This is a genomic window from Bacillus siamensis KCTC 13613 (assembly GCF_000262045.1).
In the GTDB taxonomy this organism is placed as follows: Bacteria; Bacillota; Bacilli; order Bacillales; family Bacillaceae; genus Bacillus; species Bacillus siamensis.
This window is the reverse complement of sequence record NZ_AJVF01000013.1, coordinates 490,154-502,207: the sequence shown is the minus strand read 5'-3', so window position 1 is coordinate 502,207 and position 12,054 is coordinate 490,154. Positions and strand designations below refer to the sequence as shown.

General features: G+C 45.5%; 12 protein-coding genes. 8 read left to right on the top strand and 4 right to left on the bottom strand.

Going from position 1 to position 12,054, the window contains the following annotated elements; genetic code table 11:
* Positions 1–46 precede the first annotated feature (46 nt).
* The 4 genes from Y79_RS0102545 to lepB all read left to right on the top strand — a co-directional run bounded on the left by Y79_RS0102545 (position 47) and on the right by lepB (position 4,338).
* Complete coding sequence (locus Y79_RS0102545) at positions 47–802, top strand: DeoR/GlpR family DNA-binding transcription regulator (RefSeq protein ID WP_016936280.1); 756 nt, start codon at positions 47–49, stop codon at positions 800–802.
* Positions 799–1,710 carry a 1-phosphofructokinase gene (pfkB, locus tag Y79_RS0102540; protein ID WP_016936279.1) on the top strand — a complete coding sequence of 304 codons (912 nt, stop codon included), beginning with the start codon at positions 799–801 and terminating at the stop codon, positions 1,708–1,710. Before Y79_RS0102545 ends, pfkB begins: the two co-directional genes overlap by 4 nt.
* A gap of 14 nt (positions 1,711–1,724) precedes the next feature.
* On the top strand, positions 1,725–3,626 hold the full coding sequence (locus Y79_RS0102535; RefSeq protein ID WP_016936278.1) for a PTS fructose transporter subunit IIABC: 1,902 nt from the start codon (positions 1,725–1,727) through the stop codon (positions 3,624–3,626).
* A 94-nt stretch (positions 3,627–3,720) separates the two neighbouring features.
* Positions 3,721–4,338: a signal peptidase I gene (lepB, locus tag Y79_RS0102530; RefSeq protein WP_395940959.1), complete on the top strand. Its 618-nt coding sequence runs from the start codon at positions 3,721–3,723 to the stop codon at positions 4,336–4,338.
* Between the two features lie 37 nt (positions 4,339–4,375).
* Here lepB and Y79_RS0102525 read toward each other — a convergent pair whose 3' ends face one another.
* Entirely contained in the window at positions 4,376–4,645 is a 270-nt protein-coding gene (locus tag Y79_RS0102525; protein ID WP_016936277.1) for a hypothetical protein, read from the bottom strand.
* A gap of 163 nt (positions 4,646–4,808) precedes the next feature.
* Between Y79_RS0102525 and Y79_RS0102520 the strand changes: the two genes are divergently transcribed.
* A complete protein-coding gene (locus Y79_RS0102520; protein WP_016936276.1) occupies positions 4,809–6,428 on the top strand; it encodes an ABC-F family ATP-binding cassette domain-containing protein in 1,620 nt (539 codons plus the stop codon).
* A 110-nt stretch (positions 6,429–6,538) separates the two neighbouring features.
* A complete protein-coding gene (locus tag Y79_RS0102515; protein WP_016936275.1) occupies positions 6,539–7,447 on the top strand; it encodes a ketopantoate reductase family protein in 909 nt (302 codons plus the stop codon).
* Positions 7,448–7,476: 29 nt separating this feature from the next.
* Here the strand turns inward: Y79_RS0102515 and Y79_RS0102510 are convergent, their stop codons facing one another.
* From Y79_RS0102510 to mreBH, 3 genes are all read right to left on the bottom strand, one after another.
* The gene (locus Y79_RS0102510; protein ID WP_016936274.1) at positions 7,477–8,709 is read right to left on the bottom strand and encodes an aminopeptidase; all 1,233 of its coding nucleotides are present in this window, start codon (positions 8,707–8,709) and stop codon (positions 7,477–7,479) included.
* Positions 8,710–8,809: 100 nt separating this feature from the next.
* A complete protein-coding gene (locus Y79_RS1000000121125; RefSeq protein ID WP_016936273.1) occupies positions 8,810–8,944 on the bottom strand; it encodes a protein YkpC in 135 nt (44 codons plus the stop codon).
* Positions 8,945–9,015: 71 nt separating this feature from the next.
* The gene (mreBH, locus tag Y79_RS0102500) at positions 9,016–10,023 is read right to left on the bottom strand and encodes a cell shape-determining protein MreBH (protein WP_029575211.1); all 1,008 of its coding nucleotides are present in this window, start codon (positions 10,021–10,023) and stop codon (positions 9,016–9,018) included.
* 270 nt (positions 10,024–10,293) lie between these two features.
* Between mreBH and Y79_RS0102495 the strand changes: the two genes are divergently transcribed.
* Together Y79_RS0102495 and Y79_RS0102490 are read left to right on the top strand one after the other, a co-directional pair.
* The gene (locus Y79_RS0102495; protein ID WP_013352109.1) at positions 10,294–10,578 is read left to right on the top strand and encodes an AbrB/MazE/SpoVT family DNA-binding domain-containing protein; all 285 of its coding nucleotides are present in this window, start codon (positions 10,294–10,296) and stop codon (positions 10,576–10,578) included.
* Between the two features lie 171 nt (positions 10,579–10,749).
* Complete coding sequence (locus Y79_RS0102490) at positions 10,750–12,054, top strand: ATP-binding protein (RefSeq protein ID WP_016936271.1); 1,305 nt, start codon at positions 10,750–10,752, stop codon at positions 12,052–12,054.

The following is a 12,054-nucleotide window of genomic DNA, read 5'->3' as shown; positions in this document are numbered from 1 at the left end:
AATAATCTTGTAGGTGAAATGAATACGTTTTCAAAGGAGGCGGAATATGCTCACTCCTGAAAGGTATCAGCTGATCCTTGATCAGATTGAAAAGCGTGACGTGGTAAAGATTCAAGAGCTGATAAGCATGACAAACGCTTCTGAATCAACAATCAGAAGGGATTTATCAACGCTTGAAGAGCGCGGGTTTTTAAAGCGCGTTCACGGCGGGGCATCTAAGCTTTCCAACAGCCGGCAAGAACCCGATATGCTTGAAAAATCCTCCAAAAACCTTCAAGATAAGCTGAAGATTGCAGAAAAAGCGGCATCTTTATTAGAAGAAGGTGACTGTATTTATCTTGATGCGGGAACAACTGCATTGCATATGATTGATTTTATAGATCAAACAAAGGACATTGTGGTTGTCACAAACGGAGTTATGCATATCGACGCTTTAATAAGGAAAGGGATCCCCTTTTATCTTCTCGGAGGATATGTGAAGCATCGAACAGGTGCGATGATCGGCGGCGCCTCATTATCGGCGGTCAGCCAGTACCGGTTTGACAAAAGCTTTCTCGGAGTGAACGGCGTGCACATTGAAGCCGGTTTTACAACACCCGATCCGGATGAGGCTCTTCTGAAGACAAAGGCTGTGAGACAGGCGAAAAACGCGTATGTTTTAGCCGACCCTTCCAAATTCGGCGAGATTTCTTTCGCAGCGTTCGCCGCTTTGGGCGATGCCGTTATCATTACCACTGAATCTGAAGAACTTGCATTCGATAATTACCAAGAAAAAACTGTCGTAAAGGTAGTGAAATCATGATTTACACTGTAACCCTCAATCCGTCTGTTGACTATATCGTTCACGTTGAAGATTTTGCCGTAGGCGGTTTAAACCGTTCCAGCTATGACACGAAGTACCCCGGCGGGAAAGGCATTAATGTTTCGAGATTACTGAAAAGACACCATGTGCCGTCAAAAGCATTGGGGTTTGTCGGCGGATTTACCGGAAATTATATCACGTCATTTTTGCAGCAGGAAGGTCTGGAAACGGCTTTTTCTGAGGTGGATGAAGACACGCGTATAAATGTAAAACTGAAAACGGGCGATGAAACGGAAATTAACGGTCAGGGCCCGACGATTTCAGACGAAGTGTTCAGTGCCTTTTTAGAACAGTTCTCCGCTCTGAAAGAAGGAGACATCGTCGTTTTAGCGGGAAGCATCCCATCTTCTCTTCCGCATAACACGTATGAAAAAATTGCTGAGGCATGCAGAAAGCAGAATGCCCGGGTGGTGGTAGACATCTCTGGTGAAGCGCTTATGAAAGCGACAGAAATGAAACCGTTTTTGATGAAGCCGAACCATCACGAGCTTGGCGAAATGTTCAATACGGTCATTGACTCAGCCGAAGCAGCCGTTCCGTACGGCAAAAAATTAATTGAACAAGGCGCTGAACATGCGATTGTTTCGATGGCTGGCGACGGTGCGCTTTTATTTACGAAAGAGGCGGTTTTCCTCGCTAATGTTCCTAAAGGAAAGCTGGTCAATTCGGTAGGCGCGGGTGATTCCGTTGTCGCGGGTTTCCTTGCGGGGATCTCAAAACAGCTGCCTTTGGAAGACGCGTTCCGTTTAGGTGTTGCTTCCGGAAGCGCGACGGCGTTTTCTGAGGAGCTCGGAACTGAAGAGTTTGTACAGCAGCTTCTTCCTGAAGTTAAAGTCACACGTCTATAGAGGAGGAAAGAAAAGTGAAGATAACTGAGCTGTTAACAAGAGATACAATTCATCTCAATATAGAAAGCAAAGAGAAAGAAAACGTTATCGATGAAATGGTGACAGTGCTTGACAAAGCCGGCAGATTAAATGACAGAGAGGCTTACAAAGCAGCCATTTTAAATCGTGAAAGCCAAAGCTCGACGGGAATCGGCGAAGGCATTGCCATTCCTCACGCGAAGACGGCGAGCGTCATTAACCCGGCCATCGCATTCGGACGTTCAAAAGAAGGTGTGGACTATGAATCATTAGACGGTCAGCCGGCACACCTGGTCTTTATGATTGCGGCAACCGAAGGAGCGAACAATACGCACCTTGAAGCATTATCAAGACTTTCAACGCTTCTCATGCGTGAAGAAATCCGCAAACAGCTTCTTGAGGCTGAATCAGAAGATGCGATCATTGACATCATCAATCAGCATGACAAAGATGACGATGAGGAAGAAGAGCAGGAAGAACAGGCAGCGCCGTCAGGAAAGGGCAAAATTCTTGCGGTTACTGCATGTCCGACAGGTATCGCTCATACATTCATGGCTGCTGACGCACTGAAAGAAAAAGCGAAAGAGCTCGGTGTCGACATTAAAGTAGAGACAAACGGCTCAAGCGGAATCAAGCATAAGCTGACGGCTCAGGAAATTGAAGATGCGCCTGCGATTATCGTAGCAGCTGATAAACAGGTTGAAATGGAGCGCTTTAAAGGCAAACATGTTCTTCAAGTGCCCGTAACGGCCGGTATCAGACGTCCTCAAGAACTGATTGAAAAAGCCGTTAATCAAGATGCCCCGATTTACGAAGGCAGCGGCGGAGGATCTGCCTCTTCTAATGAAGACGGCCCGAAACAGAAATCAGGCACAAGCATCGGAAGCACTTTCTATAAACACTTAATGAGCGGTGTCAGCAACATGCTGCCATTTGTCGTCGGCGGCGGAATCCTCGTGGCGATTTCATTCTTCTGGGGAATTCATTCAGCTGATCCGAAAGATCCGACATACAACACGTTTGCTGCAGCGCTGAACTTTATCGGCGGCGATAATGCGTTAAAACTGATCGTTGCCGTTCTTGCCGGATTCATCGCAATGAGTATTGCGGACCGTCCGGGGTTTGCGCCGGGTATGGTCGGCGGATTTATGGCTACGCAGGCGAATGCCGGATTCTTGGGCGGACTGATTGCCGGATTCTTAGCCGGTTATGTCGTAGTCCTGCTGAAAAAGCTGTTTGTCTTTATTCCTCAGACTCTTGACGGATTAAAACCTGTATTGATTTATCCGCTGCTCGGTATTTTTATCACCGGTGTCCTGATGCAGTTTGTCATTAACACACCTGTAGCAGCGTTTATGAATTTCTTAACAAATTGGCTTGAAAGCCTTGGAACCGGAAACCTTGTCTTAATGGGGATTATTTTAGGCGGTATGATGGCTATCGACATGGGCGGCCCGCTCAATAAAGCGGCGTTCACTTTCGGTATTGCGATGATCGGCGCCGGAAACTATGCCCCGCACGCAGCCATCATGGCGGGCGGAATGGCTCCGCCGCTTGGAATTGCACTGGCGACAACATTCTTTAAACATAAATTCTCTAAACGTGACCGTGAAGCCGGTATTACGTGCTACTTCATGGGAGCTGCTTTCGTTACAGAAGGCGCGATCCCGTTTGCGGCGGCTGATCCGCTTCGCGTCATCCCTGCAGCCGTTATCGGTTCTGCGGTAGCGGGCGGACTGACAGAGTTTTTCCGGGTAACGCTCCCTGCACCGCACGGAGGAATATTCGTTGCATTCATTACGAACCATCCGCTGCTTTACTTAATGAGCATCGTGATCGGAGCGGTTGTAACGGCGGTTATCTTGGGAATCGTCAAAAAACCGGTAGTAGAGAAATAAGCAAAAAGCGTCCTTTACGGGCGCTTTTTTCAATCATATGCGCATAGAAGCGTTATGTATTTTGTGATGAGTTGTGATAAAGTAAAGATAGTACATGAACCGTAACAGTGATCGTCTAGGAGGAACCACGTTGACTGAAGAACAAAAACCTACTTCTGAAAAATCGGTAAAAAGAAAATCCAACACGTATTGGGAATGGGGAAAGGCCATCATTATAGCGGTCGCTCTTGCGCTTTTAATCCGCCATTTCCTGTTTGAACCGTACTTAGTGGAAGGATCATCAATGTACCCGACATTACATGACGGTGAAAGGCTGTTTGTCAACAAAAGCGTCAATTATATCGGAGAAATCGAGCGGGGGGACATCGTCATTATTAACGGCGATACATCGAAAGTCCATTATGTAAAGCGGCTCATCGGAAAACCCGGAGAAACGGTGGAAATGAAAAATGATACGCTTTATATAAACGGCAAAAAAATCGATGAACCGTACCTCGCGAGCAATAAAAAAGAAGCGAAAAAACTGGGAGTCAACCTGACGGGAGATTTCGGCCCCGTAAAGGTTCCGAAAGGCAAATACTTCGTCATGGGCGACAATCGGCTGAACTCAATGGACAGCCGGAACGGACTCGGTTTAATTGCCGAAAAACGGATCGTCGGCACCTCGAAGTTTGTGTTCTTCCCGTTTCATGATATGCGTCAGACAAAATAAAAACGCCGCGCTGCCCGATTCGGACGGCCGGCGTTTTTTATTTGGCAAACGAGGCGGCGATGGCAATGAACATTACCGTGGCCAGCACTGATCCGACAATGGCCAGAACGCTGAAAAAAAGATGCACCTGCTGCTTCTCTTTGCCGCGTTTTTCAAGCATCCGTTTTGAAAAGAGATGCGAAAACGTGTAAATGAGGGCGATTCCGACGTACAAGCCGATGTCACGTGCGGTAAAGCCTGTGACGGCCAGAAAAACCCCGGTAAAGAAAATCATAAGACAATATTCTGTGAGTGTTAAAAGCTTCAACTTGTTCCTCCGTGATGAATATGTATATATATCTATTGTATCACAGGGCTTCGGGTTTGGCGCTTGCGTCTTTTCAAAACCCTTATATTCGCAGGGAAACATTTCTCTTCCCCTTTATTCATGGTATACTTTTATTGATGTTAGACACGATGGAGGATTATAAATGATTGCTGTAAATAATGTGAGCTTGCGTTTTGCGGACCGCAAGTTATTTGAAGATGTCAATATTAAATTTACGCCGGGCAATTGCTACGGATTAATAGGCGCAAACGGTGCCGGAAAATCAACATTCTTGAAAATTTTATCCGGTGAACTGGAGCCTCAGACCGGCGATGTTCATATGAGCCCGGGCGAACGCCTTGCCATCCTGAAGCAGAACCATTTTGAATATGAAGATTACGAAGTTCTGAAAGTCGTCATTATGGGACATAAACGTTTATACGAAGTCATGCAGGAAAAAGACGCAATTTATATGAAACCGGATTTTTCTGATGAGGACGGCATCCGCGCCGCTGAGCTTGAAGGAGAGTTTGCGGAATTAAACGGATGGGAAGCTGAAAGTGAAGCCGCTATTTTGTTAAAGGGTCTGGGCATCTCTGAAGACCTGCATACGAAGAAAATGGCGGACTTAGGCGGTTCAGAAAAGGTGAAAGTGCTTTTGGCACAGGCGCTGTTCGGCAAGCCGGACGTTCTGCTGCTTGATGAACCGACGAACCACTTGGATCTGAAAGCGATTCAGTGGCTGGAAGAGTTTCTGATCAACTTTGAGAACACAGTCATCGTCGTATCCCACGACCGTCACTTTTTAAATAAAGTGTGCACACACATCGCCGATCTTGATTTTAATAAAATTCAAGTGTATGTCGGCAACTATGATTTCTGGTATGAATCCAGCCAGCTTGCTTTAAAGCTTTCTCAGGAAGCCAATAAGAAAAAAGAAGAGCAGATTAAACAGCTTCAGGAGTTCGTGGCCAGATTCAGCGCCAACGCCTCTAAATCAAAGCAGGCGACGTCAAGAAAGAAACTCCTTGATAAAATTACGCTTGATGATATCAAACCGTCATCACGCCGTTATCCTTATGTCAATTTCACGCCGGAACGCGAGATCGGAAATGACGTGCTGCGGGTAGAAGGCTTAACGAAAACGATTGACGGCGTTAAGGTGCTTGATAACGTCAGCTTTATTATGAACAGAGAAGACAAAATCGCGTTTACGGGCCGCAATGAGCTTGCCGTTACGACATTGTTCAAAATCATTTCCGGGGAAATGGAAGCTGACAGCGGCACATTCAAATGGGGCGTTACCACTTCTCAGGCGTACTTCCCTAAAGACAACAGCGAATATTTCGACGGCAGCGATGCGAACCTTGTAGACTGGCTCCGCCAATACTCGCCGCATGACCAAAGCGAAAGCTTTCTGCGCGGCTTCTTAGGACGCATGCTGTTCTCTGGGGAAGAAGTCAACAAAAAATCAAACGTTCTTTCCGGAGGAGAAAAAGTACGCTGCATGCTTTCAAAAGCGATGCTTTCCGGCGCGAACATTTTAATTCTGGATGAACCGACAAACCACTTAGACCTGGAATCCATTACAGCGCTTAACAACGGTTTAATCAGCTTTAAAGGCGCTATGCTGTTTTCATCTCATGACCATCAGTTTGTACAGACAATTGCCAACCGCATCATTGAATTAACGCCTAAAGGCATCGTTGACAAACAAATGTCTTATGATGAATTTCTTGAAAATGCGGATGTGCAGAAAAAGCTTGAAGAGCTATACGCGTAATAAAAAAGCAGAGGAGACTCTGCTTTTTATTTGTGAAAAAAGTTTTCAATCTTCTGACTTCCCGTTACAATAAGGAACATATGAATTGAAAAGAGACGGAGGAATGCATCATGAAGTTTTTAGTTGTCGGAGCAGGGGGAGTGGGCGGTTATATCGGCGCCCGTCTTGCAGAGAAGGGAAATGACGTTACGTTTCTCGTCCGCAAGAAGCGGGCGGAACAATTAAAAGAGACGGGATTGACCGTCAAAAGTGCAAATGGTGATGTTTCAATCAAGGCGAAAATAATCATGGCAGGCGAAGAAGGAGAGTTTGACGCCGTTATCATCGCATCAAAAGCATATTCTTTGCAGGACGTCATTGGGGATGTCAAACCGTTTGTCAAACCTTCGTCGGTCATTATTCCTTTTTTAAACGGGTACAGGCACTATAACGAGCTGTTCGAAGCTTTTTCAAAACGGCAGGTGTTAGGAGGCCTCTGCTTTATTGAGAGCGCCCTTAACGAAAAAGGGGACATTCTTCATACGAGCGCTGCCCACCGCTTTGTGTTCGGTGAATGGAGCGGGGAACGCACAGAACGTATAAATGAGCTGGAAAAAGCGTTTGCGGGTGTGAAAGCGGATGTCATCATCAGCCGGGATATTGAAAAGGATATCTGGAAAAAGTACATGTTCATTGCCGCGCAGGCGGGAGTAACCACTTTGTTTCAACAGCCGGTCGGACCGATTTTAGATACAGAAGGCGGCCGCAATACGGCAAAGCGTCTTTTTGCAGAAATCGGAGCCATTTTCAAGGCTGCGGGCATTCCGAAGGACGCTGACCTTGAAGAAGAGAGTTATCGTACGTTGACAAGCATGTCTTATCACATGAAATCGTCGATGCTGAGAGACATGGAAAATGGCCGGGTGACAGAAGGTGATCATTTACACGGTTTTCTGCTTGAGAAAGCGAAAGGCTTGTCAGTTGATACCCCTGTTTTGGAAACTGTCTTTGCCAACCTGCAAATGTATGAAGCAAAATAAAAAAGGAGGCCGAAGCGCCTCCTTTTTTATTAAAATGCCCAGTTTCCGTTTCTGAAGATCGGTTCTCTTTTGCCGTCAGCAGTAATCCCGTCGATATTCATATCTTTGGAGCCGACCATGAAATCTACGTGCGTAATGCTTTCATTTAATCCCTCTTTGACAAGCTCTTCCCGTGTCATTTGTTTGCCGCCTTCGATATTAAAGGCATACGCGCTGCCGATCGCCAAGTGGTTTGATGCGTTTTCATCGTACAGTGTGTTGTAAAATAAAATATTTGATTGTGAAATCGGTGAATCGTACGGCACTAAGGCCACTTCTCCGAGATAATGCGAGCCTTCATCGGTTTCGACGATGCCTTTTAAAATCTCCTCGCCTTTTTCAGCTTTCACATCAACGATGCGGCCGTTTTCAAAGGTAAGTGTAAAGTTATCAATAATGTTGCCGCCGTAGCTCAGCGGTTTCGTGCTGGAAACCGTGCCGTTCACCCCATCACGCTGCGGAAGAGTGAAAACCTCTTCTGTCGGCATGTTGGCCATGAATTCGTGCCCGCTCTCATTCACGCTTCCTGCGCCCGCCCATACATGTTTTTTCGGCAATTCAATGGTTAAGTCTGTTCCTTCAGCTTGATAATGCAGGGCGCTGTAATGTTTTTTGTTCAGGTGTTCCACTTTCTCATGAAGGTTTTGATCATGTTTTTTCCATGCTTCCACTGGGTTTTCTTCATTTACGCGGGTCGTTTTGAAAATTTCTTCCCATAAAAGCTGAACGGCTGTTTCTTCCGGCTGATCCGGGAACACTTTTTTCGCCCAGCCTGTTGAAGCGGCTCCGATCACCGTCCAGCTGACTTTATCTGATTGAATATATTGTCTGTATGTATGCAATGCTTTTCCGGCGGCTTTTTGGAACGCTGCAATCCGTTTCCCGTCAGTGCCTTTTAACAGGTCGGGGTCGGATGAGACGACAGAAATAAACGCAGCTCCTTTTTTCGCGAGCTCTTCTTTGCCTTTCGCTTCCCATTCAGGATATTCTTCAAACGCTTCAAACGGGGCCATTTCGTATTTTAATCTGGACAATTCATCGTCCTGCCAATTTACGGTGACGTTTTTTGCGCCTTTTTCATACGAATGTTTAGCCAGCAGTCTGACAAGTTCCCGGACATCGGTTGAGGCATTGATTACGACATGCTGTCCTTTTTGGACATTGACGCCGACTTCTACCGCCAGCCGAGCATATGTATTTAACTTTTCAGTAAACGAACTCATCGTTCATTCCTCCTCATCGGTTTTTCTCATCATATCAAATATCGCCTCATAAAGAAAAGAAAGGAGCGTAAATGAAAAAGACACAGCCTTTGCTGCGTCTTTACGGATGATTCAGTTTTACGGTGCTGCCGGCCGGAGAATGGGGCATATTGGCCAGCGAAATGCTCATACCCCCCAAAATAATTCCGCTTAAAATGACAGCTACCGCTACGCGTCTTCCCACATCTCTAAGCATATGCTTCCTCCTTAATGTTTCTCCAGTTCTCACAATATGAGCCGGCCGGAGAAAAAAGAAGCACAATCTTATTATTTAATCGCTTTTTGCAGCTTGTCGATGACGTCTAACGAACGCCCCGTGCCGATAGCCACTGATTCAAGCGGATTTGCGGCCAAATGAACGGGAACGACGATTTCTTCTGTCAGCCATTCTTTCATCCCGTTTAAAAGCGAGCCCCCGCCAGTTAACACGACGCCGCGGTCAACGATGTCCCCGCTGAGTTCCGGCGGACAATCTTCAAGAGTCGCTCTGATGGCTTCAAGAATATGTAGGAGCGATTCACGCATCGCGTGCTGAATTTCATTTGACTGCAGTCTGATCGTCTTCGGCAGACCGGTTACGAGGTCACGGCCGCGGATTTCCATCGTTTCCGGCACATGTTCAATCAATGCAAAACCGATTTCCATTTTCACTTGTTCTGCCGTACGTTCTCCGATCAGCAGGTTGTATTTTTTTCTGACGAACGAAGCGATATCTTCATCAAGCTGGTCGCCGCCGATTCTGATAGAGTGGCAGGACACGACGCCTCCGAATGAGATGATGGCGACTTCAGTCGTACCGCCTCCGATATCCACGACGACGTTTGCGACCGGCTCGTCAACCGGCAGGTCGGCTCCGATTGCAGCTGCTACGGGTTCTTCAATTAAGTGAACGTTTTTTGCTCCGCAGTTTTTGACAGCGTCACTGATGGCGCGGCGTTCAACGGCTGTTGATCCTGAAGGCGTGCAGACGACGACATTCGGTTTGCGGAAGGTCATCCCGATTTTTTTTCCGGCTTTTTTCATAATGTGTTTTAATAAGTCAGTTGTCATATCATAATCAGCAATGACACCGTCTTTCATCGGCCGTACGGCGACGATTTTCCCCGGCGTCTTTCCGATCATGTTTTTGGCATCTGTTCCGATGGCAAGCACCGCTTTCGTTGTTGTATCTACAGCGACAACGGAAGGCTCGTTTAAAATAATTCCTTTATTTTTACTGTAAACAAGTATATTAGCGGTTCCTAAGTCGATTCCGATCTCAGTTGATTGAAACATATTTTCACCCAATCCCTATCCTGATTTAATTGATTCTACATTTAAAGTTTCTGAGAAAAACCACGATTTTTGGGGGTTTCCGCCGGGAATGAAATGTTTTTGTAAAAAAGGAGGGAAAGTCTGTATCCCGTATTTCAAAAAGGCTTTCTTCTGTAAAAAAACATTCATTACCGGATGCGGAGAAACTTTTGCTCCGTTACTTTCGTCTACGTTTATGAAGGATTTTCCTTGGACATATATAAGAGACATTAAAGGAAGTAGGGGATTTCTATGAAATCAATTGGTGTAGTAAGAAAAGTAGACGAACTAGGGCGTATTGTCATGCCGATTGAATTGAGAAGAGCATTGGATATCGCTATTAAAGATAGTATTGAATTTTTTGTTGACGGAGACAAAATTGTCTTGAAAAAATACAAACCGCACGGCATTTGCTTAATGACCGGAGAAATTACTCCCGACAATCAGGAATACGGCAACGGTAAAATCATCTTAAGCCCTGAAGGAGCGAAAATGCTGCTTGAGGAAATCGAGGAAGCGTTAAAAGATAAATCATAATGATAAAAAGGGCGGAGCGTCATTCCGCCCTTTTATTATGAACTTGTGCAAAAACTCACGGTAAAATCAAGCAAACCTGCTCAAATAATTGGGAATAGTTATCATTTTTTAGTCAATAATGCGGTCAACAATGTTACAATATATGTAGAAATGCTAGCGGCAGGTGGGACTATGGGAAAATATCAAGCGCGTATCATTTCATTAATCTTGGCAATGATTTTTATTATGTTTTGGGATTATTTATTTTATATAATTGAACGGAATCCGATTAACTGGCCTGTTGATATCACTTTTACCACTGTCACGTTAATCAGCGTCTGGCTGCTGGCTTATTATGTAGATCATAAAAAGCAGCTGCTGGCGGAGCTGAAGGACAGCGAGCAGAAAGCAAAGGCGCTTTCAGATGAGAAAAACCGGATTATGGACAATCTGCAGGAAATTGTTTTTCAGACGGATTCACAAGGGAATATTACATATTTGAATCAAGCTTGGACGGCGATTACGGGCTATTCCATCAGCGAATGTATGGGCACGATGTATAATGATTATTTTATAAAAGAGAAACATATCATTGATTATATTATCTCCCAAATTAAGCAGCAGTCCCCGTCAGGAATGTTCACGGCTAAATATATTAAAAAAGACGGCACTATCTTTTGGGGAGAAGTTCATTATAAGCTGTATTATGACCGCAGACAGAAATTTGTCGGAAGCCTGGGAACGATGTCTGATATCAGTGAACGGAAAAAAGCGGTTGATGAGCTTCTGGAAACGAACGAACGGCTCGCCATGCAATCTCAAAAGCTGGCTATCGCCGGTGAACTTGCGGCAGGAATCGCCCACGAAGTAAGAAATCCTTTAACATCAGTCAGCGGCTTTCTCCAGCTGATGAAAGCTCAGTATCCGGAACGAACGGATTATTTCGATATTATTTTTTCGGAAATTAAAAGGATAGATCTTGTGCTGGGAGAGCTGCTTCTGCTCGCCAAGCCGCAGACCGTGACGTTTACCGCCCATCATCTCAACCATATTTTAAGGCAGGTGGCGACGCTTCTTGACACAAACGCGGTGCTGTCAAACACTGTGATTGAGAAGGATTTCAGGCAGACTGAGTCCTGTATGGTCAACGGTGACGAAAACCAGCTGAAACAGGTATTTATCAATATTATTAAAAATGCGATTGAGGCGATGCCTGACGGCGGGAATATTCATATTTACACAAAACGGGATGAAGAATACGCGGTGATCAGCATACAGGATGAAGGAAACGGCATGTCGAAAGAAAAGCTTAAAAACATCGGGAAACCGTTTTTCTCGACAAAAGATCAGGGAACAGGCCTCGGCCTTCCGATTTGTTTACGAATTCTCAAGGAGCATAATGGTAAACTTAACATTAAGAGCAAAAATGGAGAAGGCAGTACGTTTCAGGTATTTCTGCCTTTAGAAGCGGCTGCTGTCCAAAAGGAGGAAAACTAA